The sequence below is a fragment of the Calothrix sp. CBUCES-K 9914 genome (genome assembly GCF_059640475.1).
In genome coordinates this window covers 59805-83945 of sequence record NZ_JBXXZH010000005.1, presented here as the reverse complement: position 1 = coordinate 83945, position 24141 = coordinate 59805, and the positions used below count along the sequence as shown (strand labels likewise).

Annotated in this window: 27 protein-coding genes; 17 read left to right on the top strand and 10 right to left on the bottom strand. The window is 39.6% G+C overall.

Annotated features, from left to right (window positions below; genetic code table 11):
* Positions 1–42: 42 nt before the first annotated feature.
* Entirely contained in the window at positions 43–3654 is a 3612-nt protein-coding gene (locus AC2JBO_RS02055; RefSeq protein ID WP_496951950.1) for a two-partner secretion domain-containing protein, read from the bottom strand.
* Between the two features lie 718 nt (positions 3655–4372).
* Between AC2JBO_RS02055 and AC2JBO_RS02050 the strand changes: the two genes are divergently transcribed.
* Genes AC2JBO_RS02050 through AC2JBO_RS02030 form a run of 5 tightly spaced genes read left to right on the top strand, consistent with a single transcriptional unit; the run spans position 4373 to position 9474 of the window.
* Entirely contained in the window at positions 4373–6568 is a 2196-nt protein-coding gene (locus AC2JBO_RS02050) for an Hsp70 family protein (protein ID WP_496951949.1), read from the top strand.
* Entirely contained in the window at positions 6565–6765 is a 201-nt protein-coding gene (locus AC2JBO_RS02045) for a hypothetical protein (RefSeq protein WP_496951948.1), read from the top strand. The genes AC2JBO_RS02050 and AC2JBO_RS02045 overlap by 4 nt, the downstream gene beginning before the upstream one ends.
* Before the next feature lie 55 nt (positions 6766–6820).
* On the top strand, positions 6821–8599 hold the full coding sequence (locus AC2JBO_RS02040) for a hypothetical protein (RefSeq protein ID WP_496951947.1): 1779 nt from the start codon (positions 6821–6823) through the stop codon (positions 8597–8599).
* A gap of 23 nt (positions 8600–8622) precedes the next feature.
* A complete protein-coding gene (locus AC2JBO_RS02035) occupies positions 8623–9000 on the top strand; it encodes a hypothetical protein (RefSeq protein ID WP_496951946.1) in 378 nt (125 codons plus the stop codon).
* On the top strand, positions 9001–9474 hold the full coding sequence (locus AC2JBO_RS02030) for a nucleotide exchange factor GrpE (protein WP_496951945.1): 474 nt from the start codon (positions 9001–9003) through the stop codon (positions 9472–9474).
* Positions 9475–9544: 70 nt separating this feature from the next.
* Here AC2JBO_RS02030 and AC2JBO_RS02025 read toward each other — a convergent pair whose 3' ends face one another.
* Entirely contained in the window at positions 9545–9718 is a 174-nt protein-coding gene (locus AC2JBO_RS02025; protein ID WP_496951944.1) for a hypothetical protein, read from the bottom strand.
* Between the two features lie 130 nt (positions 9719–9848).
* On the opposite strand from AC2JBO_RS02025, the gene AC2JBO_RS02020 reads away from it, so the two are divergent.
* A complete protein-coding gene (locus tag AC2JBO_RS02020) occupies positions 9849–10259 on the top strand; it encodes a hypothetical protein (RefSeq protein WP_496951943.1) in 411 nt (136 codons plus the stop codon).
* A gap of 213 nt (positions 10260–10472) precedes the next feature.
* Positions 10473–11060, top strand: a complete 588-nt coding sequence (gene lepB, locus AC2JBO_RS02015; protein WP_496951942.1) for a signal peptidase I — start codon at positions 10473–10475, stop codon at positions 11058–11060.
* Between the two features lie 49 nt (positions 11061–11109).
* On the opposite strand, the gene AC2JBO_RS02010 is transcribed toward lepB, so the two are convergent.
* The gene (locus AC2JBO_RS02010) at positions 11110–11637 is read right to left on the bottom strand and encodes a ComEA family DNA-binding protein (RefSeq protein WP_496951941.1); all 528 of its coding nucleotides are present in this window, start codon (positions 11635–11637) and stop codon (positions 11110–11112) included.
* Between the two features lie 15 nt (positions 11638–11652).
* Complete coding sequence (locus tag AC2JBO_RS02005) at positions 11653–12024, bottom strand: NINE protein (protein ID WP_496951940.1); 372 nt, start codon at positions 12022–12024, stop codon at positions 11653–11655.
* A 226-nt stretch (positions 12025–12250) separates the two neighbouring features.
* On the opposite strand from AC2JBO_RS02005, the gene AC2JBO_RS02000 reads away from it, so the two are divergent.
* A complete protein-coding gene (locus AC2JBO_RS02000; RefSeq protein ID WP_496951961.1) occupies positions 12251–12574 on the top strand; it encodes a DUF1825 family protein in 324 nt (107 codons plus the stop codon).
* A 110-nt stretch (positions 12575–12684) separates the two neighbouring features.
* On the opposite strand, the gene AC2JBO_RS01995 is transcribed toward AC2JBO_RS02000, so the two are convergent.
* Positions 12685–14604 (bottom strand): transglycosylase domain-containing protein, encoded by a 1920-nt coding sequence (locus AC2JBO_RS01995; RefSeq protein ID WP_496951939.1) that lies wholly within the window; start codon positions 14602–14604, stop codon positions 12685–12687.
* Positions 14605–14818: 214 nt separating this feature from the next.
* Between AC2JBO_RS01995 and tyrS the strand changes: the two genes are divergently transcribed.
* From tyrS to AC2JBO_RS01980, 3 genes are all read left to right on the top strand, one after another.
* Positions 14819–16012: a tyrosine--tRNA ligase gene (gene tyrS, locus AC2JBO_RS01990; RefSeq protein WP_496951960.1), complete on the top strand. Its 1194-nt coding sequence runs from the start codon at positions 14819–14821 to the stop codon at positions 16010–16012.
* A gap of 77 nt (positions 16013–16089) precedes the next feature.
* Entirely contained in the window at positions 16090–16803 is a 714-nt protein-coding gene (gene pyrF / locus AC2JBO_RS01985; RefSeq protein WP_496951938.1) for an orotidine-5'-phosphate decarboxylase, read from the top strand.
* Complete coding sequence (locus AC2JBO_RS01980) at positions 16800–17396, top strand: hypothetical protein (RefSeq protein WP_496951937.1); 597 nt, start codon at positions 16800–16802, stop codon at positions 17394–17396. Before pyrF ends, AC2JBO_RS01980 begins: the two co-directional genes overlap by 4 nt.
* Positions 17397–17504: 108 nt before the next feature.
* Here AC2JBO_RS01980 and AC2JBO_RS01975 read toward each other — a convergent pair whose 3' ends face one another.
* Positions 17505–17735 carry a photosystem II protein, Psb35-related gene (locus AC2JBO_RS01975; RefSeq protein WP_496951936.1) on the bottom strand — a complete coding sequence of 77 codons (231 nt, stop codon included), beginning with the start codon at positions 17733–17735 and terminating at the stop codon, positions 17505–17507.
* A gap of 274 nt (positions 17736–18009) precedes the next feature.
* Between AC2JBO_RS01975 and AC2JBO_RS01970 the strand changes: the two genes are divergently transcribed.
* Positions 18010–18636, top strand: coding sequence for an SH3 domain-containing protein (locus AC2JBO_RS01970; protein WP_496951935.1), 627 nt, complete (start codon positions 18010–18012; stop codon positions 18634–18636).
* A gap of 93 nt (positions 18637–18729) precedes the next feature.
* On the opposite strand, the gene petA is transcribed toward AC2JBO_RS01970, so the two are convergent.
* Positions 18730–19731 (bottom strand): cytochrome f, encoded by a 1002-nt coding sequence (gene petA / locus AC2JBO_RS01965; protein ID WP_496951934.1) that lies wholly within the window; start codon positions 19729–19731, stop codon positions 18730–18732.
* Positions 19732–19777: 46 nt separating this feature from the next.
* Positions 19778–20317 (bottom strand): cytochrome b6-f complex iron-sulfur subunit, encoded by a 540-nt coding sequence (gene petC, locus AC2JBO_RS01960; protein WP_496951933.1) that lies wholly within the window; start codon positions 20315–20317, stop codon positions 19778–19780.
* A 99-nt stretch (positions 20318–20416) separates the two neighbouring features.
* Between petC and AC2JBO_RS01955 the strand changes: the two genes are divergently transcribed.
* The 3 genes from AC2JBO_RS01955 (at position 20417) to AC2JBO_RS01945 (ending at position 21529) form a co-directional block, all read left to right on the top strand.
* Positions 20417–20581: a hypothetical protein gene (locus tag AC2JBO_RS01955; protein ID WP_496951932.1), complete on the top strand. Its 165-nt coding sequence runs from the start codon at positions 20417–20419 to the stop codon at positions 20579–20581.
* Positions 20582–20598: 17 nt separating this feature from the next.
* Complete coding sequence (locus tag AC2JBO_RS01950) at positions 20599–20910, top strand: DUF3067 family protein (protein ID WP_496951931.1); 312 nt, start codon at positions 20599–20601, stop codon at positions 20908–20910.
* Positions 20911–21085: 175 nt separating this feature from the next.
* Positions 21086–21529 carry a hypothetical protein gene (locus AC2JBO_RS01945; protein ID WP_496951930.1) on the top strand — a complete coding sequence of 148 codons (444 nt, stop codon included), beginning with the start codon at positions 21086–21088 and terminating at the stop codon, positions 21527–21529.
* A gap of 26 nt (positions 21530–21555) precedes the next feature.
* Here AC2JBO_RS01945 and AC2JBO_RS01940 read toward each other — a convergent pair whose 3' ends face one another.
* Positions 21556–21939, bottom strand: coding sequence for a hypothetical protein (locus AC2JBO_RS01940; RefSeq protein WP_496951929.1), 384 nt, complete (start codon positions 21937–21939; stop codon positions 21556–21558).
* Between the two features lie 349 nt (positions 21940–22288).
* Here AC2JBO_RS01940 and AC2JBO_RS01935 point away from each other — a divergent pair, with 349 nt between their 5' ends.
* The gene (locus AC2JBO_RS01935; RefSeq protein WP_496951928.1) at positions 22289–22432 is read left to right on the top strand and encodes a hypothetical protein; all 144 of its coding nucleotides are present in this window, start codon (positions 22289–22291) and stop codon (positions 22430–22432) included.
* A gap of 166 nt (positions 22433–22598) precedes the next feature.
* Here AC2JBO_RS01935 and tatC read toward each other — a convergent pair whose 3' ends face one another.
* Complete coding sequence (gene tatC / locus AC2JBO_RS01930; protein WP_496951927.1) at positions 22599–23384, bottom strand: twin-arginine translocase subunit TatC; 786 nt, start codon at positions 23382–23384, stop codon at positions 22599–22601.
* A 327-nt stretch (positions 23385–23711) separates the two neighbouring features.
* On the opposite strand from tatC, the gene AC2JBO_RS01925 reads away from it, so the two are divergent.
* Positions 23712–23927: a hypothetical protein gene (locus tag AC2JBO_RS01925; RefSeq protein WP_496951926.1), complete on the top strand. Its 216-nt coding sequence runs from the start codon at positions 23712–23714 to the stop codon at positions 23925–23927.
* The last annotated feature ends 214 nt before the right edge of the window (positions 23928–24141 follow it).

The window sequence follows — 24141 nt, the reverse complement described above, 5'->3', positions numbered from 1 at the left end:
GGAGAAAAAGTTTACAAATGATCAACAGATTGCTATATCAATTCAACAAGCAGCATTTGGTTGCCAAGACCTGCTCAAATTCAATCTGGAAGCAGGCGCCATTAATTCAATGTTGCCATTACTATCAGCAACCCAAGAAGAAGCTTCTACAATTGGAGTTTTAGCAACATTATTAGCGGTAGAAATTGCTGACTCAGTTAAAGTTGTCTGCACGCTTTCTAATTTTGGCGCCAATGTCACCCAATGAGATGAAATGTTTGACGCTTGTAATGGTTCAATAGGACTTTCTGATAAACCCCCACGTCCTGTTGTAGAAAAAGTACTTCTAGAATAACGACTTCCCGGAGTACAAGCGGTGGAAATTCTTTGGGATGCGTCAAACAAATTTTCGGGCAGTTCAAATAAATCACCGCTAGGGTCTAATTTACTTATTATTTCAACATTCCCTGTTAATTCGGGAGTTTTACCTCTAGCATTGATGCTACTGTTTGGGCTAACAAAAAAACCTAGGGTATTGATTCGGATATTACCACCACGAAAATCTTCAGAACTCGCGGTAATACGACTACTTTCAAAGACTCCCAGAATATCAGTCTTGATATTTATGTTACCACCGATAACGTTTGACCCATCTGCATTGGTAGTTATATTACTTTTATGACGTAAAATTAAATCTTGGGAATTGATGGTAATAGTTGCTTGTTGCTTGTTAGGGTCAGTGCTGACACTTCGAGTATTGGCATTTAGAGAAGAGCCGTTATCTAATTTTATGGAATCAGCCCTAATATCAATATTACCTGCTTCACCTTGCCCTGGCGTACTGGTGTTAACAAGCATCTTTGAATCATTAGCTAATGAAAGTTCTTCGGTATTAATGCGGATACTTCCTCCCAAACCACTACCATTTTGCGAAACTGTGCCAAGGACAACACTTTCTCCGTTCAAGAAGACACCACTATTAGCATTTATAGTAATTGTACCAGCATCACCCTTGCCGCCAGTTTGGGCATTTATCAATGAGTCTTTATCAATAGATAAGATACCTGAAGTTATATTGACATTACCTGCGGCGCCTTCTCCATCAGTACCAACAACGACGCGACCTTGATTAATAAAATAAACACTACCATCCTTACTAGTATTTATATTGACAAAATTACCATTGCCACTACTCTTTTTGTCAATATTGGCATAAATACCACTATCGTGACTAAATTCCGCACGACGACTTGCATTGATCAGAACTGAACCTGCATCTCCTTTTCCCTCTGTACCAGCAATTAGTCCTGATGAATTAGAAAGTAAAAAATCTTCAGTTGTGATGCTGATACCTCCAGCGTTTCCTACACCAGTTGATGAAACACTGCTAACAATATTGCTTTTTTCGTTCAAAAATGCACCACGACTAGCATCAACTGTAATTGTACCAGCGGAGCCTTTACCATTGGTGGCATTTACAAAAGTGCTTTTAGCAGTAGATAAAGTACCCGTACTAATATTGATATTGCCTGCTGTGCCTTCTCCGTTTAAACTGGCAATAACCTTAGCGTTATCAAAATAGACATCGCCATCTTTGTTTGTATTTATACTAGTACTTGCACCGCTGCCACTAGCTTTTTCGCCAACGGTAGCATATATACCAGCTTCATTATTAAACCTCGCACTGTGGCTAGCATTTATAATGACGTTGCCTGCATTTCCTCGTCCCTCTGTACTGGCAACTAGTGCTGTATTACTAAGTAAAAAATCTTTAGTGCTAATGCGGATACCTCCTGCGTTCCCAACACCATTTGGTGAAACACTGCTTAGAACAGTACTTCCGCTATCAAAAGTAACGCTTTGACTAGCATTTATATCTATACTACCCGCGTTTCCGTTGCCAGATGTCTCGGCATTTAGAAAAGAGCCATTTTTAGCTGTAAATATACCTGTAGCAATGGATACATTCCCCGCATTTCCTCTTCCTCCATTTCTGGCGATTATTATCCCCTTATTATCGAGAGAAACACTTCCATTCGGATTTGTCTTAATAATGATGTCCCCACCTTGACGAGTACTTCCATCTTTATTATCGAAATTGGAACGCACATCGGTTTCAATGCCACCAGATTGATTCAATACAACACGGTCACTAGCTTCAATAATAATATCGCCAGCCGAACCTTGTCCTCTTGTAATCGAAAATAATTCTGCACCAAAATTATTTGCATCAGGCAAAAGTAAAAGTTCCTTGGCAGTAATATGGATGTTACCTCCATTTCCTACACCTTGCTCTTCTACATTGCTATAAATGCCAGTCGGATTACTATCACCAAATCTACCTTCAAACCTGACACTTCCTGATGGAGCATTTATTGTTACATCCCCAGCATTTCCTTGTCCGAGGGTAAAGCTAAATAACCCAGCACCTCCTTTTGCAAAAAAGTTATCGGTATTAATTGCTATACTTCCCGCGTTTCCCTTTCCATCTGGTAGTACCCGGGTGAAGATAGCGCTCGCATCACCGTCACTTGTTCTTCCATCCAAAGAAACATTGTCGGCATTAATAATTACCTTTCCTCCGTTACCTCGTCCATTTGTGTCAGCTAGAATTTGACCACCACTAATAAGCTTAAGATTTGCTGTTTTGATATTGATATTCCCTGCATTACCAACAGCGTTATATGCTACGTTATTGGAAACTGAAGCAAGACCTTCAATTACAATACTATCCGTAGCATTTAAATCAATATTCCCTGCTTGAGTACCTTCACGGCTATCTAAACTGCCCATACCAGCTATGATACGAGTACCTTCTGATATATTTAACTCGCGCGCTGTTATAGCAACACTACCTGCGTTTTCACCTTGTACATCAATACGAGAGTTATTAGTTAGTGATATGTTTGTACGAGGTAAACTATTTGGCTTCAGTCGTATATCTTGACTGTTAATCTCAAGTCCGACTTCGCCATTTCCTGCAAAGGCGCCTAATTCAACTCTTCCACTATATGCATTCAATCCACCATTATTAACATTAATATTGCCACCAACTAAAACTAAACTTCTACCATCGCCAATTCTTAAACCAGTATCATTAAAATTAGCCTTTGGCGGCAATCCTGATTCAATTCGGGAATTATTTTGAATCGATGCAGCTTGACCTTGACTAAAAATTAATGCAGAAGGATTAATAGTCAGCAAAGCTTTCGGCTGTTCTGGGTTGGTAGCACTGAAAAACCCAACGTCTCCAAATTTAACTTGGTTAGCTGTACTTGCTACAAAAGATCCACCAATATTTAATTTGGCATTTTCCCCGAAAATAATCCCTGAAGGATTTATCAAAAATAAATTGGCAGCACCATTTGCCCTAATCAAACCATCAATTTTTGATACTGAATTACCCGTTACTCTACTGATGATGTTTTGAATGTCTATTGCATTTTTAAAAAAAGCTTCACCATTTGTAGTAATTGAGAATTTGTCAAAGCTATGGAACAAATTTTGACCTACTCTTGTTCCACCAGTAATATCGCAAGTGGTGCAACCAGGTATTACTACTGAGTTATTTGGTAATGTACTGTCTGGGATGATTTGCGCTGTTGCTTTAGCAGAAAACATGTAACAATTAGTACATGCACCAATTAGTAAAAATCTCAGAAAAATTAATTTCATGTTTTTCTACAAAAGATTTTAGAGGATGTTTTAAAAGTTGGATCAAAGTATAAAATGTTATTATTACAAGTCGCAGCAAAGAATCTATATTTTACGTCGTGCTTAAGATGCTTCACTTTGTTCAGCATGACATTAAACGTCTCTTTTAAAACATCCTCTTAGATTTTTATTTCTTTGCCTCGTATGTCAGTACCAATTTTATTGACTATTTTTCTCTGGTTACAGTTTTACTTGTCCAAATGCATAGCATAAAAAAGTCTAAAATCTATAATCTTGGAGATAGACTATTAGTTCAAAGAAGGCATCTGAGTCTATGGAATTATTTATACTTAATTTGGATAACTCATTAAATTTTGATGTATTTTAGGAAACTAGTAGTCCATGTCACAAGTTTTGGTAGTATATAAAATAACCCGTAGTTTAGGCATCTTGCCTGACCTACGCACAGGCGAGACGCCGTGAGCCGACCAGAATTAATGACACAGACTACTAGGCATAAATAAAATCAACTTATAAGTTCATGTCGTTGAGTTTTTTGGTATATTTATTTACCACTGAGACACAGAGACAACGGAGATAAGAGTTAAGAGAGCTACGGGCATTTCCGAAATAAGGTGCCCTCAATTTTTATAAATTATCTAAACTAATGCATAAAACTGTTAGCAATCCACTGCAATAGTAAATAATATAAGCTGTATAGCTACTCTAGGAGGGGAAGATGGGTAATGTAGTCGGGATTGATTTAGGCACAACCAACTCAGTCGCTGCTTTTAAGTTTGCCCAAGTCGAAGTCGCTACCGCTACAGATAACTCACCTCCCGACCGAAAGTTAACTCGTTCGGTTGTAGCGTTGGCTCAAAATCAGTTAGTTGTCGGTCAACAAGCTTATAATCAATTACGCGCAGACCCTGAAAATGTCATTATTTCAATCAAGCGCTTGATGGGTAGAGGTTTTGCTGACTCAGCAGTACAAGAGCAGTTATACAGATTCGGTTATAAAATTACTCAAGCTACATCCGGGACTGAGAATAGTTTGGCGGTTTGGCTGGGAGGTAAAGAATATCAACCAGAGGATATTTCCGGCGAAATCTTGAAAAAAGTAGTACAAAATGCCCAAATTTATCAGAACCAGCAAGGGCAAACAAGCATTATTAATGAAGCAGTTATTACTGTACCAGCATATTTTAACGATAAACAAAGACACGCTACACGTACCGCTGCTATTCGCGCGGGCTTAAATCCTCGCGAACTCTTGCCTGAACCCACTGCTGCTGCAATTTCTTATGGGTTTACGCCGGATGAGTCTAGTGATGTGAAAACGATTCTTGTTTACGATTTTGGTGGTGGTACTTTTGATGTTTCGCTGTTAACAGTAAGTGGGAATCAGTTTATTGAGTTGGGTAAAGCTGGAAATCTCTGGTTGGGAGGAGATGACATTGACCAACTGATTATTGATTTTGTTAAAAAGCAAGTTGCTTTAACTGAAGGTATTGAAGATATTGAAGCATTAATTGCGAATATGCCCGATTACCAGCAAGCGCGGTTTCGGAGCGATATGAAAATTGCCGTCGAATGGGCAAAAGTCGCTTTAAGCAATACTCAACAAGTACGGATTATTCCCCCAACTCCTTTATTTAACGAGTTGGGAATGCCGATAATGATTGACGTGGAACTAACGCTTCAACAATTCGAGGAACTTATTTCCCCGTTAATAGAACAAACTATCCCAATTTGTTACGACGCTATCGCGTATGCTGATTATACTCCCGATTTAGTAGATATGGTTTTATTGGTGGGTGGTTCGGCGCAAATTCCTCTAGTCGCGCGCAAAGTCCAAGAAGCATTCGGCGCCGATAGAGTTGTCATCCATCCCCGTCCAATGTATGCTGTGGCAGAAGGTGCGGCAATTGTCGCCGCTGGGTTAACTCAAAAAGTCGCCACTGTTTCACGCGACTATTATATACAGCTTGTTGATGGCGCCCACAAAGTTATAAACCGTGGCGAAGTTCTCCCATTTAGAACCGCTCAAACTTTCAAAACTACAAGCGATGGACAACGTTTAATTCGGTTGGAATTTTTCAACCGTGATGATGAACGCAAAATTATGGAGCCAATTGGTAAAATTTGGCTGCCTTTATACCAGCGTTATTCTAAAGATACTGAAGTACTAGTTGCTTTAGAATTAGACGAACAAAATGGTAGCTTACAAATCACCGCTGTTTTGAAAAATGACCCTTCAGTAAAAGTAAGTAGTTTGTTCTCGCGCGGTGGAACCGATGAAAAAATCAACGAAGAAGTTGATGAAATTATTCGAGATATAAATAGTCGTGGATACCCTGCCGAAAGTGTAGAAGAAGTCAGTCAGCAAGTAATGCGGATAATTCAGGTTACTAATCAAATTACCGACCCTGCTACAGGTATAGAACGGCAGGATATCCGTGAACAAGCTTACAAAAAATACGAACAGCTAAAAGAATATATTTCTGTTGACCGTAGAATAGCTTCTTATTGGGCTTATGAATGTAATTTTATAGTACAAACCTATGGTTTTTTGATTCATCCCAGTCAACAAGAACGTTTGCAGATGATTGCTTTACAGTTGCGAAACGCGCTCAATACTGATGATATATCAGCCATGCAAACAGGCGCCGAAAGGGCGAATCAAGAAATGGCGTTGCTTCCGGACGAAGTAAAATTTATTCTCAATTGCCGCGATGCTGCTTCGACAGCAAATCGAATTTCCCCGACGCGCGGAGAAGTAATTAACGATAAAAAAGAACGGATAGTAGCTGCACTGCGACGTGGTGATACCGAAGAAGCCAATTATATTTCTAACGAATTGTGGGGTGAAGTACAATACTGGCTATCACAAAATGTACAAACAGCAACAATTGATACAGGGTTAAGCCGATGAGTGTGAAGCTAATTTGTCCGGTTTGTCAGCGACCAGATATTGCAAATAATATTTGCCCGAATTGCGAAACTGACCTTTCTTTAATACGAATGCTTGTAGAATTACCACAACAACGTCAAGGTATTCCCGTATGGTTCATACTTACAGTCGCAATTTCTTCTTTAATTGTAGGTTTTACTCTAGCAGCATTAATCTAATGTTATTAATTTTGATCGCAGTAGGCGCCGTTGCTACGATTATATTGAGTACACTATGTTAATTGCACGCTGGTTTAACTCTTTAAGTCGCGTACTGTTAGGAGTCGGAGTTATGGACTTTTTTGAAAAAGTAAATAACAGCAAGCAAGCATTTGAACGGGCAATAGCAAAAGCGCAAAAGAACCAGTATTTAGAAGCGTTAAATATTGCTGAGGAAATTCTTGATATTTGGCATTCTAAAGGAAATGGCAGCGAGCAAACGCTACGAAATTGGTTTGCGGATGATTTACTCAAAAAAATTAGACAGCAACTAGCAGAGTGGGAGCCAAAAGCAGACAATGAGTATAAAGCAGCGAAAGAAAGAGCTTATTGGTTAACAAGCGAAGGAAGGTTTGAGGAAGCTATTGCTTTATTTGAACCTGTACATCAAAGGTTTTATGAACCAGCAGGTAGAAAATTCATTAACGAGTTATATCAGGTTATAACTGGTCAAAAGTCTTTTAAATTGGGTTTGCTGGCAGAACAAGCTGGAGATTTTACTACCGCTATTTCTCATTATCAAAATGCAGTAGTTGCCTCGCCCTGTTGGGATGTAGAATGTCGGATAAGGATGGCTATTATTGCAATCAAAACTCAAGACTGGCAAAAAGCGCGCGTTCAAGTTAAAGATATTAGTACTAAACAAGCTAGTTATATTAGAGGATTTATTAGCGCACGACAAGGAGACTGGCACTCCTGCAAACTTGAATGGCAAACAATATTACCTCATGAAGTAGAGATAAAAGAAAAATCTTCAGACCGTGAGTTAATGAAAGCTAAATGTAATATACAACAACTAGTAGACGCGCATAATCTTCAGCAAGCAAAAATAAAGAGTCAAAACTTTTTGCTTAAATATGGCGAAGATGAAATAGTACGAAATAACCTCGAAAAAAATATACAGCCTCGTTTAGAACTCGACTTATGGCGCTCCTCACCCTGGCAGCATATTGAGGAAGCCGAGCAGCAATGGTTAGAACAATTAGATATTACAGCTTTACATAATTGGGCACTCGTCGCGTATTATCAAATTCAAGCTAATCCCACTTTATATGATGAATTATATAATGAGTTAATTGTTGCCTGGTCAACAGCTATCGCGAATTTACATTTAAACCCATTGCTACAAAATATTACATGGATGGGTGACACACCCGTTGATTTCACTGAATTATCCGAGCAATTATTGCACAAACTCGAAGACTTGATTAATTCAGTCAAAGATAAATCACAACAGTACAAACAATCATACGAACTATACCGTTTAGAAACCGAAGCTTTACGTTTAATGAGTATTCCAGCCAAACAAGGCGTAAGAGTCAAAGGTTTATTTTTAACTCCTGGTTGCTATCATCGTTATCGCCATCAAATTAAATTTCCATCGTTACCAGGTAAACTTTGGGCAACTTTATATACAGATTGGTACTCAGCTGTATTAGCTTGTCTTAACGGTGATAACTTCAAGGCAAAAGAAGCAAAACCCAAAACAGAGCCAGTTTCAGAGGCGGAAAAATTCGCGCAAAGATTTGTGTCTTATCATGAAGGTTGCTATTATTTGGAAATTGAAGTTGGAGGTTATCCACGATGGCGTTCGGCTGTAGCTCCTTTACGTTTAGCTAAACCAGAAATTCAAGCTTCAGCAGACTGGTACGCGCGGGTCGAACAACTTTGTCAGCTTCATTATAAAGCTGTTGCTTGGGACATAAACGAACGTCGCGAATTTGCTCAGTTGTGGTATGAAATTTTAGAAAGTTCCACAGCTAAGTACTACATTGATAATGATAATCTCCAATAGGACTTACATAAACTTATGGCGCCATGAACACAGATGAAACTAACCCCTACGAAATTCTCAATGTTTTGCCGAATGCATCTAATGCTGAAATAAATCAAGCATTTGCAGCGGCAATGAAGCAGCGAAAATATCCTGTAGATGCCATTGCCAGAGCGCGTAAATGCTTAATGAATTCCAAAGAGCGTATAATGGCTGATTATCTTCGTCCGATATTACCAGAAAATATTAGTGATTTCCAACGTGAAGATTTTTCGCAACTAGAAGAATCAACAGAATTGGAATTTTTACAAGAATTTGATGGTTTGACAGAAGCTGTTGCTAAAATTGGAGAAATATCTGAAATTGACTGTAGAGTTGGGTCTAACTTAATACATTTAATATCACGGATAGAAGATAAATAAATGAGTACAGAATCTCACAAACTAAAATTAACTTTCCAACAGCGTGCGGAGATAATAGAAGCAGTTAGTGCTTTAATGAGAGACAAATTTTCATTACAGCAAGCTTTAAATCAACAGCAGCAAACAAATAACGCCAATAATGAAGAACTTTTTTTAGAACTGTTAGAGATTATCGATTCTCTAGAAATTTTACATAATTATATGAACTCACAGCTTGAAGTTCCTCCAAAATGGGCAAGTTTACCTAAAGGTATTGGAAGCATCAAAAAAAGGCTGTTAGGTATATTAGAAACAAGACAAGTGGCGCCTATAGAATTTGAGCAAACAAAACCAGACTTTAGCTTGTGTAAAGTTGTGGGAACAGAAGCGCGCGATGATTTAGAAAATCAAACAATCACAAAAATTGTCAAACGCGGGTTTCGTTTAAACAAAGAAATTTTGCGACCTATTGAAGTTATTGTGTCTAAAAACTAGTTACAGCAGCTTAGTATTTTTAATCTGACCCATTAGTAATAGTACCGCTTAATATCAGTACCATTAATATTTAATTTTCGCCTCTTTCAAGACGGTCGAGGATACGACGGTTCTCAGTCTGTAAACCAAGAACAGATGATTGCATTTCGCGCATGTCTTCTCTTATTTCCCTAATTTCTGTGGCATGGGTTGTAACCACATTAGTTAGTGTTGTAACAGAACTCACCAATACGTTAGTAGGCAAGAAGCGCCTTCATAAATCTAATCTAGAAAATAATCTAGATTTTGTCAAGATTATTTCTAGATAATCTAGTTCGTATATAATTTTTACAGATGTCAATCTAGATAAAGAATGTATTGATAGAGAGCCAAGTATGTCCGCAAGCAAACAAACTGAAGCGCAAGCGCGAGCCGCCCAGCTAAGTATAAAAATAGATGCCCAGCTTTACGATAAGTATAAGGCAAAGCTAAAAAAGCATGGAATCTCGATTACAGAAGATATAGAAAATCATATGAGAGACTATGTAGGAGAGATGATTATCCAGAATAATGTCGTCGATATCACTCAAGTAGTCAAAGATGTGGAGGAGTTAAAGCAAGCGATGGGGGAATTAAGTCCTGGTTGGCGCCAGAGAATGAGCATTTCAAACGCTGAGTATGGGGAAGTTAAGTCTGGACTGGCAATAGAGAATGAGCATCTTAAACGCCAGCTAAAAGCGATGACATCTCAACTAGAAAACTTGGTACAAACGATGAAAGATTTACCTCCTGTCAACAAAGGGTGAAATCAAAGAAATATTAGTTGGTAGCAATATTATTTTTGATATACTCAAAATTTTTAATTTTCCAATTCTAATTTCTGTTCTACATATTTTTGAAATTCCATTTAGATTCCCACTTCGCATTCATTTGTCGGGAATCTGAAATATAATTTACGTTGAAGCTATAAAGCGCTAAAGCCCATAGTTTGAACTGTATAACCGAGTTTAATTATTGATATGACCTCTCAAGAAAGCGATGTCAAACAAAATTCAGCTTCATCTCAAATCTGGCGAAACCTACGCGAGAACATCTTTTTAGTTGCAATTGCGTTGATTTTAGCCTTTTTAATTCGCACGTATGTCGCAGAACCCCGCTACATACCCTCAGATTCGATGGTTCCGACATTGCACGAGGGCGACAGATTATTAGTTGAAAAAATATCTTACCACTTTCATCAACCACATTTTGGCGATATTATTGTTTTTACGCCACCACTGGAGTTACAGCGACGGGGATATCCGAAAGACCAAGCTTTTATCAAACGTATCATCGGTCAACCCGGTGATTCAATTCGAGTTACTGAAAACAAAGTTTACATTAACGGTACAGCACTTCAAGAAAATTACCTCAAAGATAATTACATTCAGCAAGACCCTAGACAGCTATTCAACCAAACCAAAGTTCCACCCAACCAATTTTTTGTAATGGGAGATAACCGCAACGACAGTAACGACTCGCGTTACTGGGGATTTTTGCCAAGTCAAAATGTTATCGGTCATGCAGTATTCAGGTTTTTCCCTTTCAACCGCATCGGCTTAATTTAATTTATTGTGGAGCGGGCATCCCTGCCCGCCCTGTATCTATAGCAACTACCTAAAACTTTAAATAGTACATCAGCTGTGCCAAAACATCACCTGGCAAATTCAGGCGCCGTTGAAAGTCAACGATATCACGATACAAACCACCCTTCGACCTGTTCTCTACAACAGCCTGCGCCAAAGACAACTCAATAAACGGAACGTTTGCAAGTGCTTCTACCGTTGCTGTGTTCGGATTAATTTGCTTAGTAGAAATTTCTAATTCGTCTTCTGAGTAATAACTAAAATCAAGTATTACCTTTAATGCTTCCAAACGCGCGGGAGATACACTCAAAGCCGCTGCAATATCTTCTATACAGTAATATTTAACACCAGAACGTGATAATTCTGCTAATGCGCGCGCTTGATGAATTGAAAATCCTGGTAGTCTTAACCAATCGTCAACTGTAGCTTGGTTCGCATCAATCCGAATACCAAGTTGTGCTGCTACAGCAAGTTCTTCTATTGACTGCAAACGGTAGTAGGGGTTACTAAGTATTTGATTTCGTAGTTTTTGCAGTCTGGAATTAAAAGAAAATGACATAAAAGTAACTTTTGACTAAATATGCTCAAGTAACTGGCGCCGCTTTTGTTCAAATTCATACTCAGTAATTAAGCCTTCTTGACGCAGTGCTTCTAACTCACGTAATGCTTCTGCAATGGAAGAGACTTGTTTCCCAGCAGCTTGAGAAATTCTGGTAGACTTGCCTAAGTTAAAATTACGGTCAAAAGTATCTTCATCTTGGGCTAAAAACCAAACTCCTTCGATAGCACTAGCAACCTTTGGTATTGGTGTCCAAGAGAGAAGGACGTATATCACACCCCACAATGGCTGTCCAAGATAAAATTTATGTAACCCTGAAACAGTCAACGTTCCAGAAAAAGCTAATACAGCAGCAACGCTTCGGCTTTTATGCTGATTCTTAAACATAATCATAAAGTATGTAATATTATCAGAATGATATAATCTATTTTCAAAAATTTCGCGAGTAGAAGGCGGTAGGATTTAACGTCAAGTGTTGGAATCGCGATAAAAAACCGTACAAAAACAACAGCTTACCAGATTATCAGCCTAGACTAAAATGAAATTATAGAGGTAAAAGTTATAAAAATATAGAAACTTGCTGGGAGTTGTGACTCAGCGAACCGGGAGCAACATGGGATTCTTTGACTCTGACATAATTCAACAAGAAGCGAAGCTGCTGTTCGATGATTACCAGGCTTTGATTAAACTTGGTAATAGTTACGGTAAGTTTGACCGTGAAGGTAAAAAGCTGTTCATCGAACAAATGGAAGCAATGATGGAGCGCTATAGAATTTTCATGAAGCGCTTCGAGCTATCCGAAGATTTTATGGCACAAATGACAATGGAGCAGCTTAAAACGCAGTTAGGTCAGTTTGGTGTCACTCCACAACAAATGTTTGACCAAATGGAAATGACCTTGCAGCGCATGAAAGCGGAACTTGAAAAACAAAAATGAAATTAGTTGAAAGTGCTGAGTGCTGAGTTCTGAGTTGTAAGAGTAAGATTAATCGTCAAATAGTAACTTATAACTCCTAACTTTTTACTCAGCACTCAGCACTCATTATTTTATTCTTTTGGACGTGGGAATTGTGACGGTGACTTGAAGTTTTCTTCTGGGACATTCTTAAGCGCGCGTCGCATGAAATCAGACCAGATAGGAGTTACCATTGTACCACCTGTTGCACCACTAGCAAGTTGTCGGTTGTCGTCTCGACCGACCCAGACGGCTGTTGTTAGCTGCGGTACAGTTCCTACGAACCAAATGTCTTTTTCTGAAGATGTTGTACCCGTTTTACCTGCTGCTGGGCGCCCAATTGCTGCATTTTTACCAGTACCCTCAGTAATTACCGAGCGCATAACATCAATAATTGACGCACTCGCCCAAGGGTCAAGTACTAACTGTGGCTTTGGTGTATTATCAAGTATGACATTACCGCTACTGTCGGTGACTCGCATAATAACGGTTGACGGAGATTGCCAACCGTAGTTCGCAAAAGTAGCGTAAGCACTAGCCATTTCCAATGGTGTTACACCTATGGCACCTAAAGGTAGAGAGGTTACTGGTTCCATTGGACTCATAATTCCCAAAGTCCGACAGGTTTCAATGACTTTGTTCATACCAACAGCTTTACCAATCTTAATAACTGGAATGTTACGTGACTGTGCTAGCGCGTGACGAATTGACATTGCACCACTAAAACCACCGTCGTAGTTTTTCGGGTAGTACCAGCCATCACCATCGCGGTAGCTAACCGGAGCATCTACTACGGTTGAGCTTGGGCTATACTTACCAGTTGCAAAAGCGGTGTAGTAAACGAATGGCTTAAAGGATGAACCAGGTTGGCGTAAAGCTTGTGTCGCGCGGTTAAATTCACTAGTTTTCGCATCAACACCACCCACAAGCGCTTTAATAAAGTGCGTTCTTGGGTCAATTGAGACTAGCGCCATTTGGTTTTTGTATAAACCTTGACCTAAAAGCCTTTCATGCCATTTACTCACGGTTTCTTCTGCCATTTGTTGAAACTCAGTATCAACAGTTGTTTGAACGCGCATTCCGCCTTTTAAGAGCGATTCGCGTCCGAATTTTTTGGCTAATTCTGCTGATACTGCGTTTGTAATATAAGGTAGGGCGCTTCCTTGGAACGAACGGATTTTACCTAGCTTAATTTTTTCACTTACAGCTTGGTCATGTTCAGCTTGAGTTATCCAGCCTAATGTGAGCATCCGTCCTAACACAATTTCTTGCTGTTCCTTTGCTTTTTTCATCGAAACAAAGGGGCTATATTGTTCCGGCGCCTGAATTAAAGCAGCCATCATTGCGGATTCTGCGATAGTCAAATTCTCGGCAGCCTTATTAAAATAACTGCGTGCGGCAGTTTGAACGCCGTAATTATTGTGACCCCAATATACCTGGTTAAGGTACATTTCCAAAATTTGGTCTTTGGAGAGAATTTGCTCTAAACGAATTGCGAGTACAGCTTCCGCAATTTTACGGGTAAATTCTCGACGACGCGATAAGAATAGGTTTTTCACCAACTGCATCGTAATAGTAGAACCACCCTCACGGACGCCTCCACCTTGTAAGTTTGAGACTACAGCACGTCCAACACCTTTGGGGTTAATACCGTGGTGAAAATAAAAGTCGCTATCTTCGCTCGCGAGTACCGCGCGTTTAATATTGGGAGAAATACGGTCAAGTGGTACAACTTCGCGGTTTGCTTCCCCGTGGATACTCGCCAGGAGTTTACCCTTAACATCATAGACGTAAGTGGTTTCAGAGGGGAAAAAATTGCGTAGCTGTCTGACATCGGGGAGGTTGCGGAAGCTAACTGCTAATCCTACCAGCCCTCCAGCAACAATCGAACTCGTTAGCATGGTAATGGCGAGTAAGGTGCCGCCAGTTACCTGACCAACTCCCTTTATAAACTCAAAACCAGATGCAGTCTGACCTCGGGGGTTTTTATCTTCAAAAGTCCTAGACGACACGGGATTTCACTTCCTCACTTGTATATGTTAAGTATATTTTTCACGCAACGCGAGCAAAGCGGTTGATTTTTTTAGTCAATTTTTTGTAATTATATTAGTCTGGCTCCTTCATTGGTGCGCGTTAAATTTGTATAGACTGTAATTAACCTGACATAAAGTTGTGCAAAGCATAATTAATGAGTCTCCCAAACAACATCCCCAACAACATCCTAGTATGACGCATGATTTTTCTTGGTTGCGTCGTGGTACTGTAGAAATTTTCCCACAAGCGACCGATAAGGCAAGCGAAACTGAGAATCTTGAGTATTTGTTAACAAAAATTAACCGTCCTTTGCGGGTAAAGTTAGGTATTGACCCTACTGGCACAGATATACATTTAGGTCATAGCATACCTGTGCGAAAATTACGAGCTTTTCAGGATGCAGGACATACAGCAGTTTTGATTATCGGTGATTTTACTGCCCGCATCGGCGACCCTACGGGTAAATCTGATGTTAGGCGCCAATTAACCGAAGCAGAAGTGCATGAAAATGCAAAAACTTATCTTGACCAGGTACGTCCTATATTGGATTTTGATACACCCCATCGTCTTGAAATCCGTTATAACTCGGAATGGTTAGGCAAGCTTGACTTAGCCAAAATTTTAGAGTTACTTTCTACAATGACTGTAGGTCAAATGCTTGAGAAAGAAGGATTTGATATACGGTTTAAAGCACAGAGTCCTATTTTCCTTCATGAGTTCCTATATCCTTTGATGCAAGGTTATGATTCTGTTGCTGTTGAGGCTGATGTTGAGTTAGGTGGTACTGACCAAAAATTTAACATTGCTGTTGGACGTGATTTACAGCGCCATTTTGGTCAAAAGCCTCAGTTTGGCTTACTGTTACCGATTTTGATTGGTACTGATGGTATACAAAAAATGTCGAAATCACTGAATAATTACATAGGTTTATCAGAGCATCCGAATAATAAATACCAAAAGCTTCAAGCAACACCTGATAGTTTGTTAAAGCAATATTTTGAGCTATTAACAAATTTACCTTTAGATAGCTTGCCATCTGGCGCCCGTGAGCAGCAAAAACTCCTAGCATGGGAAATAGTCAAACAGTACCACGGAGAAGTAGCTGCTGCTGAAGCTATAAAAGCAGCAGAGTCAGCTGGTCAGCAAGGAGAGATTCCAGAATTTTCTTTAGAAGACATCGAATTTCCCGCGCGGTTAGCTTCTATATTGAATGCAAGCGGTTTGTGTAAAAGCGGTGGGGAAGGCAGACGTAAAATTACTGAAGGTGGGGTAAAGTTAGACGGAGAAAAAGTTACTGATGCCGAAATAACTTTTCAAAATCCTGATGAGTTGTACGGTAAAGTTTTGCAGCTAGGAAAGAAAAATTTTATTCGCTTAATTCCTTAAAAACCCCGTTTACGTAGAGACGCGATAGGAAGCGTCTCTACAGCGTAATTTACTGTACATCCAAAATCCAAAATTGAATGACTAGTGACAGAATTATTGTCCCCTTAGATGTAGCCACAGTTGAAGAAGCTGTAGCACTGATTGAAAAATTGCCCGAAGTTACCTTCTGGAAAGTTGGGTTGGAGCTTTTTACAAGCACTGGCCCGCAAATCCTCGAAATTTTAAAATCTCGGCAAAAACGAATTTTCCTTGATTTAAAATTTCATGATATCCCTAACACTGTCGCAGGCGCCTGTCGTGCTGCTGGACGTCATGGGGTGGATTTACTGACTGTTCATGCTACAAATGGACGTGATGCACTCTTAAAAGCAGTCGAAGCAGTAAAACAAGGTGCTTCTGAAGCTGGCGTTACACCACCTAAAGTAATTGCTATTACCCTGCTTACTAGCATTTCTTCACGTCAATTAGCTTTTGACTTACGAATACCCCTGGAATTACCAGAATATGCCTTACAAATGGCATTAATGGCAAAAGAAGCAGGTTTAGACGGCGCCGTGTGTTCACCTCAAGAAGTGGCACAACTACGTAACACCTGTGGTGATAATTTTCTGCTAATATGTCCTGGTGTTCGTCCGGATTGGGCGGAAAAAGGCGACCAAAAGCGCACTTTTACCCCCACAAAAGCATTCCAAGCTGGCGCAAGTTTCCTTGTCATTGGTCGTCCCATCACCGCCGCCAAGGAACCTACGCTAGCCTGGAATATGATATGTGATGAAGTGGCAATAGCATGAAGTTTACAGTCAAGAAACGTTATGGCTTGTGCTTCGTATATGGGTTATGGTTATTAATCTCGAATGTATCCTCGTTATCTGTTCAGGCTTCTGAACGCAATTTATGTTCACAGCAAAATCTTGAATTAATTAGTACTCAACTACTGCGGGATTTACCTAGCTATGCAAATCGTGCCAGTCAACGTGCTAGGCGCCTCACTCGTAGAGGTGACACATTTAGCTACATGCTCGCCGCAGGGAAACCAGAGTTTAAACCTTTGCCGCTAAATCCTAGTGTTGCAAGTGACGATACGGCAAAAACTCTTTCTGAAGGTGTTGAACAAATATTTTTTACAACGTTAGAGCGACAGTACGTAGCAAAAAAACCTGTGGAGCTACAACAATTTCACTGGCTGCTAGTTACAAAAACTAGCACTGGTTGGCGTAAAGTTATGATGTTTACTCAAATAGGTACGCTTCCAGTTACCAAACAACCTCCAAGTCCACCGCGCGATAGTAGTGATGGTGTAGTTGGTCAAGCTGTTGATGCATGGTTACGCGACTGTCAAGCAGGAAGCATCCGTGCACGAGAAATAAAAAAACCAAGTTCATAGGTCGTAACATAGGCGTTTCACATAGATTACTTAATACAAAAACAACCTCTTCATCACAGAGGTTGTATTTACACTGATATTATCTTGAATCAAAACAAGCTTTCACGATTAACTTTTAATAGCTTGACTCGCATAAGCATCCATAGCATAAGCAGGAATGCGCTCGCTATAGTCAACATCTTTACCTGTAATGCTATACGCCAATTTATCAAAACTTTTAGAATTCCAATTACGCTCGTGGATGGGTTTACGCTGCTCACCCATGAAATACGCCAAACCACCAAGCAACGAAGCTGCAACCCAACCTACTACAAATAATGAAATTAATACGGTCATCATAACGCTCTAGCTCTTAGTTGATTTTTGTTAACTTATGTAAATTAATGTAAACAATTCTTTGAATAAGTTGCAACTTTGATGATGGTGTGCTTTCCGGAACATCAGGTACGGGATACCGCACTTTAAACCATAAGAATCAGTAGCAGTAGTACGCGCGGGAACGAAGTTAGGAATTTGGGTCTTACAAGTTTCAGGAATTACTCTGAGGTAAATTGAAGCATTTGTTATCAAGACAACAATAGCAAATCCAATAACTTAAATAAGGTATACAATAATGGCTTTCACTGCATATATTTCTACAAAAGATGGCGATTCTCTAACAGTTCGTAATCGTGCAAACGGCGAATCTGTTGGTTCTTTAGTTAACGGTACAGAAGTAAATGTAATCAGCGAACCTATATTTTCAGGTTCTAGAAAATGGGTACAAATTGGAGCTAATCGTTGGGTTGCAGAAGAATTTATAACAAAGATTAATGGTGCGCGCGTAGTTGCTAATCGAACAACGGAAAGTATTAATGGATTGAGAGTATATACTACTCGGTTGATTGATAGTAATGGTAAAGTTGTAAACACCGTGCGTGGGGTATCTGGTCGGGCAAACAACCAAACACCATCGCATATGTCAGGTTCTCAGGCGCCTATACCTTTTGGTATTTATAAGTTTGATTTTCCGGGAGTGGTAGAGTTTAAAGATGGAGAGTTTGGTGGTGTATGGTCATCAATGACACCCAAATTTACAACCGGACGTTCAGAGCTTGGTGTTCACTATGACCCGTCAGCTTTTAATCAAAATTCTAATAGTGGTACGGCAGGTTGTTTTGCAACACCTACTGTTAAAGAAAGAGATATTATGACGAATTTTATTCGCACTTATAAGCCTGTTTATTTTGTTGTTTATTAAGCATGTAGGGTTTATTTATTTAAATAAAAAAGGCAGGTTGTTTAACCTGTCTTAATATAATATTGATTTAACTTAATTAAATTTGACCAAGATTTAGAAATTCATTTCGGCAGCTTGGACTTTTTCTACTTGTTTCTTCTTCAGAACCAGCATTACTTGCGCGAGCATGGTTAGAGAAACAAATCCAACTAACCAGCCAACACGGGTAGCATCTTGGAGTACAATTTCGGCATCTTTTTGACCGAAACCACCAACGTTAGGATTATTGGTGAGCGCGTCACCAGCTTTTACAGTTTGTCCTTCCGATACAATTAACTCAGGCCCAGCAGGTACTAGTTCTGTAACTGTTTTGCCTTCTTCGTTTTGAATATCAACCGCATACTTGACGTTTCCGTCTTCGTCTTCTTGCTTGGTTATCTTGCTGACAGTACCAGCAGCAGGAGCGGTGTATTGGTTATTGTTGCTCTTTTCACCTGTGGGGTAAACTTGTCCACGTCCACGGTTGGCGCCTAAGTGTACGGAGTATTTACCGAAATAAACACTCTTATCGCTTCTTGGGTCTGGGGAAAGAACGGGGAATACGATTTCTTGATACTGTTCTCCTGGTAAGGGTCCTACCAAAACAACATTCTCTTTATCTTCACGATAAGGTTGATAATATACACCGTTGAGTTTTTCCTTCAACTCTTCAGGAATACGCTCTTCGGGTGCAATTTTAAAACCATCGGGAAGCATTAATACGGCACCAACGTTTAAACCAACCTTAGAACCGTCAGCACCAACTTGCTGCACGCTAGTATCGTAGGGAATTTTAACAACCGCTTCAAATACAGTGTCAGGCAGCACAGCTTGGGGTACTTCAACTTCGGCTGGTTTCGCAGCTAAGTGACAGTTTGCACAAACAATCCGTCCGGTTGGTTCACGAGGTGTTTCTGGGTAGGTTTGCTGCGCCCAAAAAGGGTATGCAGCAGCGCTTTGAGGTAATGCGATATCGCTTGTGAAGATAATTGCCACAGCTGCTATCACAACAAGTAATGATTTGGTCATTACTTTAAAAGCGGCAGTTAACCGCATTGTCGTGCAAGTTTTTCTCATCTCAATAAGGACTACTGTTTTTCGCTTTTTCAGTAAATATTTTGGGTTAAGCCCACCAAGGTTCTTCGCCTGTGCGGAAGTCGGTTTCTGTCCAAGAGGTAAGGACAATTTTGTCATCTTGCACGTTAGCGTGGCTTAATGCCAAAGACCTTGGCGCCGGACCACGAACTACTTTACCAGTTGCATCATACTGCGAACCGTGACAAGGGCACTTAAATTTATTTTCTGCGGCGTTCCAGGGTACAACACATCCTAAATGAGTACAGACTGCGTTGATACCATAATCGGTAATCGCTTCTTTGCTTTCGACAACAATATATGTAGGGTCTCCCTTGAGTCCTTGAACTAGAGTGCGGTCGCCTACATTATGGCTTTCGAGAAACTTAGCAACGCTAACATCATTACCCAATTCATCTTTTGCGGTTGCGCCACCGCCACCACCACCACTTGCAGGTGGAATAAAATAATTGACGACGGGATACAATGCTCCAAGAGCAACTCCTGTCACAGTCCCGAACGTTAGAAGGTTCATGAACTGGCGCCGCCCCATATCGGGCACATCAGCTGATTCAGAAAATTGAGCCATAATCTGAGCGTTTTTTGTTTATTTGTTAACAAAATGACTGGAGTTCTTACAATTCTTGAGACTCAAGTCTTATCTAGATGCTCTTACCCACAATTTCATATGGCAGCACGAACACGAGGATATCCTAATGAAGCGCACTTTAGCCCTGCTGAATTTACTCCTAACAGAGATAATTCCAGCATCTTTTATGGTAGCATTACATTTCTTTATATTCTTATCATACTTGATTTACGTAAATTAACATCATCACAAATCGTAAAATAGTTGTGGGGGTATATCTTATGACAGGACAAGAACTGCGCCAAATGTTAATCGATAAGTGGGGATACTCATACGACATCCAATTTCGCCGTACTCAGGGTAAAATATTTATTCAAATCATGTGGAAGTACCTAGAGCAGGCATCTTTTCCGCTTAGTGAAGGGGAATACCAAGCGCATCTGGATGATGTGGCTAATTACTTGAACGCAATGGGTGGAACATCTCAGGTGCAAACATTTATTCTACAGACGCGCGAAAAGCCACGTTTGGGCAAAGCTGTTAGTATACCACTTAATTTAGGTGAGCGCGCGACCGAGTGGTTAATCGAATAGTTTACGTTGTAGATAAAATTATTTTTATAATATCTATAAATATATAAAAAATTTACTAGGACTTACGCAACTGGCACATAAAAGCTGTAGGTTGGGTGAAGGCTTTGCGGAACCGAACATAAATACTCACAGGTTGTTGAATTGTGTTCCTTGTAAGTGGGAGAGTTTAAGCGAAATGAACGCTCAACAAAATAGTGAATCTTCGGTAAATAGCAACGCACTAGATTATTTAGTTTCTTCTGGCTTAAAAAAACGTGATTTAGATACGGATAAGTCATTAGTGAAGATTTATCTTTCTGATACACAGGAAAAAAAAGTAGAAGAGTACTGCAATATCTTTGGCGTATCTGTAAGAACTATGCTAAATTCATGCATACAATATATTATTTTTCTATCTCAAGAAAAAGGAGTTGATGCCAAAGATTTACTATATTACCCGAAAAGTTTACGCTGTCACTGCCATGAACTTGTTCTGAATGCGGAAACACTGCATAAATTAAAAAATTCAGGTTTAACACAAATTGAGGAAGTCAGTAAGTATACTGTTGCGGGTATCAATATATTATACGAGCAGAATTTAAATATCAGAAAGAAAAAATCTAGGGGTGAGAAAACTTAGAGTATTTAATTTAATAAATCATTAAGTTATTTGCGACGGGAGAGGCGAAGAATTAAATACATCAGGACGGCAAATACAGAACCTATGAGTAAGCTCCAGCCAAACACTTCTGCTCGAAAACGCAAATGATTTTGATAATCGTTGGGTTGTTGGGCAAGGATGACTGCTGATGCTATTTGGCTGGTGGCAAGTCCAATACCTGCAACAGCGACAGTAGTATTAAGCGCGCGGTCACGTTTTGTTTGCTCAATGTCTATAATTCCTCTAACCGTGTTTATCAGGTCTTCAGCGATTTTTAAACCAACACTTAAGCTGATATAATCTTGTTCGACTTCAGCATAAAGAGCAAGCATCATAGCTTCAAGCACTGTATAGTCGGAAGATTTGTATAATCGAAAACACGTTGTCATTCCTAATAACCAATACCTCGAAACAAAACCAAAAATATCTGAGTTATTCTAGACACACAAGAATAATAAAATTAACACAGCCTATATGTACTAATAAAGGTGCCTGATTATCAACCGAAACACACAAAACTTAACGTAGAGGTGCCGTGGGATTATTCAAGAATTTAAATAAATAGGGAATAGACTAATCGTTTTTAAAATTATTGCTTTGGTTTAATACTCTTTACCGAGATATCAAGCATAGCGCGCGCCGTTTAAGCGTCAAATTATAAGTTAGTTTCTAGTTCATTATATACCTGACAATAAAAAGTTTGATTCAAAGTTAAGTAACCCAATTACTTCTTCTGAGTTGACACCTACAGAAACTGTTTTTGCTGCCGCTATCGGCGCCGCTCAAGCGGTTGGTTCTACCGACCCAGCCATTGCGGCAAAAGTTGCTGCTTCCGTTATGCAAATCTTGCAGGCATTAGAATCTAAAACTCAAAATGTCTAAGCTTAAATACATATGTATTGCAATTAAAGGCTTGCAATGGATGCAACAGATCAATTATTCGTTACAAACAAAAGTTATGGTGCGTGACGCTACCAGTTCTGCGCTTCGTTTCAAAATGTTGGTTGCGTCACACACCCTACCTATCCGTTACATCCGTTGCCAAGTATTATTTTCCGATTAGTTTTACAAAGGCGATGCCACCAAAGTATAAAACTAATACTGCTCCTGCTAGCAAGCTTTGTGTTAAGGGGTCGGTAGAAGGTGTGAGAACGGCGCCTAAAACAACTGCTCCCATTATCACCGCGCGCCATCCAGCTATCATTTGTGCGGATGATACTATATTTAACGCGCCAAGCAGCATTTGTATAATCGGGATTTGGAATGCTAACCCTGTGCTAAATAAAAGTAATAAAATAAACTCGAAGTATTTTTCGATTGACCAAGATTGTTCGACAACATCGGCACCGTAGCTGATAAAGAAGTTTAAGGCTGCTGGAATTAATAAAAGGTATGCGAATACTAGCCCCCCAGCAAACAGTATACTTGAACCAAAAACTACAGGTGCAAGTAAGCGACGTTCTCGACGTGTAAGTCCGGGAAGAACGAATTGAACGATTTGATAGAGAATAAAGGGACTGGCGATAACTAAACCACTATAACCAGCGACTTTGAGCGAGACAAAGAAAAATTCTCCAGGCGCCAACTGTAAAAATTTGATACCGTGTGCGGGGACTTCGAGAAGCTTAACTAGAGGTTTAACAGCTAAAAAACAGCCAACTGCTGATATGGCGACAGCTATTAGCGAGTAAAATATCCGCTGTCTCAGTTCTTCGAGATGGTCGAATAGCGACATCTCGACTTCTCCAGGTAACTCGTTATCTGGGCTATCTGAGTTATTGTACCCTTCGAGGTCAATATCGGGTGTAGTTGCTGCGTCTTTAGATGTCGTCATGAGTCGCGAGTCGGGGGTGAGTAGTCGTGTTCGCTCTTTCTAGTTAACTATTGTACCTATTGTATATATCGCAGCAGACGCGCTCAAAGTTTTTTTGTACTTTCCCTTGCTTTTCATCCGGTTTCGCTAGGGTTTTATGTGGATAAATAAGTAGAATGCCGAATTATAACAATTCAAATTCCCAGTTTGTAGTCTATAATTCAGCGCCTGGAACTGATTTTTAGTATATTGAGTCAATCACAAAACATACGATGCTCAGTTCTCTTTTTTATACTTATCATGAGCGCGCATCTACCAGCATGTTAACCTATTTTGCTGGGGTTTTTTATGAGTAGAATCGCTTTTCTCGGAATTATGGTATTGCCTACCTTTTTCTGGCACGTAAGTAGAAATGTTGCCATCAGAACGCCTGTATTAAATATAGGCGTTTATAAAACAGCAATTACTATACCAGAAAATAATCAGGGGTTGTCATCTTATTTTATTGCAGCGCGCGATGAAAGAATACAAGATTGTTTGCGTTTAGGAAACTGCAAAGATTGATACATAATTATTTTTTGCCTAAGTTTAACATTACTTAAATCCTTTTATTAAGGTATTAAGTTAGAACTGAGCAATCGTTTGTGTTTCTTGTATAAATAATTATACTTAATTACTTGTTTGTTTTAATTAAGTCCAGTTAGACTGCTTAGTATAAATAGTTGTTATTTGAATTGTTAAATCTATTAAATCCCAAGTTATGGGATGTATTTTTAAA

Excerpts from the sequence above, each read along its gene's own strand:
- tyrS (WP_496951960.1), top strand. The coding sequence starts at position 14,819 with ATGACGCATGATTTTTCTTGGTTGCGTCGTGGTACTGTAGAAATTTTC.
- AC2JBO_RS01950 (WP_496951931.1), top strand. The coding sequence starts at position 20,599 with ATGACAGGACAAGAACTGCGCCAAATGTTAATCGATAAGTGGGGATAC.
- AC2JBO_RS02055 (WP_496951950.1), bottom strand. The coding sequence starts at position 3,654 with ATGAAATTAATTTTTCTGAGATTTTTACTAATTGGTGCATGTACTAAT.
- AC2JBO_RS02040 (WP_496951947.1), top strand. The coding sequence starts at position 6,821 with ATGTTAATTGCACGCTGGTTTAACTCTTTAAGTCGCGTACTGTTAGGA.
- AC2JBO_RS01940 (WP_496951929.1), bottom strand. The coding sequence starts at position 21,939 with ATGACAACGTGTTTTCGATTATACAAATCTTCCGACTATACAGTGCTT.
- AC2JBO_RS01945 (WP_496951930.1), top strand. The coding sequence starts at position 21,086 with ATGAACGCTCAACAAAATAGTGAATCTTCGGTAAATAGCAACGCACTA.
- AC2JBO_RS02020 (WP_496951943.1), top strand. The coding sequence starts at position 9,849 with ATGTCCGCAAGCAAACAAACTGAAGCGCAAGCGCGAGCCGCCCAGCTA.
- pyrF (WP_496951938.1), top strand. The coding sequence starts at position 16,090 with ATGACTAGTGACAGAATTATTGTCCCCTTAGATGTAGCCACAGTTGAA.
- tatC (WP_496951927.1), bottom strand. The coding sequence starts at position 23,384 with ATGACGACATCTAAAGACGCAGCAACTACACCCGATATTGACCTCGAA.
- AC2JBO_RS01970 (WP_496951935.1), top strand. The coding sequence starts at position 18,010 with ATGGCTTTCACTGCATATATTTCTACAAAAGATGGCGATTCTCTAACA.
- AC2JBO_RS02010 (WP_496951941.1), bottom strand. The coding sequence starts at position 11,637 with ATGTCATTTTCTTTTAATTCCAGACTGCAAAAACTACGAAATCAAATA.
- AC2JBO_RS01980 (WP_496951937.1), top strand. The coding sequence starts at position 16,800 with ATGAAGTTTACAGTCAAGAAACGTTATGGCTTGTGCTTCGTATATGGG.
- AC2JBO_RS01955 (WP_496951932.1), top strand. The coding sequence starts at position 20,417 with ATGGCAGCACGAACACGAGGATATCCTAATGAAGCGCACTTTAGCCCT.
- AC2JBO_RS02000 (WP_496951961.1), top strand. The coding sequence starts at position 12,251 with ATGGGATTCTTTGACTCTGACATAATTCAACAAGAAGCGAAGCTGCTG.
- AC2JBO_RS01975 (WP_496951936.1), bottom strand. The coding sequence starts at position 17,735 with ATGATGACCGTATTAATTTCATTATTTGTAGTAGGTTGGGTTGCAGCT.
- AC2JBO_RS02035 (WP_496951946.1), top strand. The coding sequence starts at position 8,623 with ATGAACACAGATGAAACTAACCCCTACGAAATTCTCAATGTTTTGCCG.
- AC2JBO_RS02050 (WP_496951949.1), top strand. The coding sequence starts at position 4,373 with ATGGGTAATGTAGTCGGGATTGATTTAGGCACAACCAACTCAGTCGCT.
- AC2JBO_RS02030 (WP_496951945.1), top strand. The coding sequence starts at position 9,001 with ATGAGTACAGAATCTCACAAACTAAAATTAACTTTCCAACAGCGTGCG.
- AC2JBO_RS01925 (WP_496951926.1), top strand. The coding sequence starts at position 23,712 with ATGAGTAGAATCGCTTTTCTCGGAATTATGGTATTGCCTACCTTTTTC.
- petC (WP_496951933.1), bottom strand. The coding sequence starts at position 20,317 with ATGGCTCAATTTTCTGAATCAGCTGATGTGCCCGATATGGGGCGGCGC.
- petA (WP_496951934.1), bottom strand. The coding sequence starts at position 19,731 with ATGAGAAAAACTTGCACGACAATGCGGTTAACTGCCGCTTTTAAAGTA.
- AC2JBO_RS02005 (WP_496951940.1), bottom strand. The coding sequence starts at position 12,024 with ATGTTTAAGAATCAGCATAAAAGCCGAAGCGTTGCTGCTGTATTAGCT.
- lepB (WP_496951942.1), top strand. The coding sequence starts at position 10,473 with ATGACCTCTCAAGAAAGCGATGTCAAACAAAATTCAGCTTCATCTCAA.
- AC2JBO_RS02045 (WP_496951948.1), top strand. The coding sequence starts at position 6,565 with ATGAGTGTGAAGCTAATTTGTCCGGTTTGTCAGCGACCAGATATTGCA.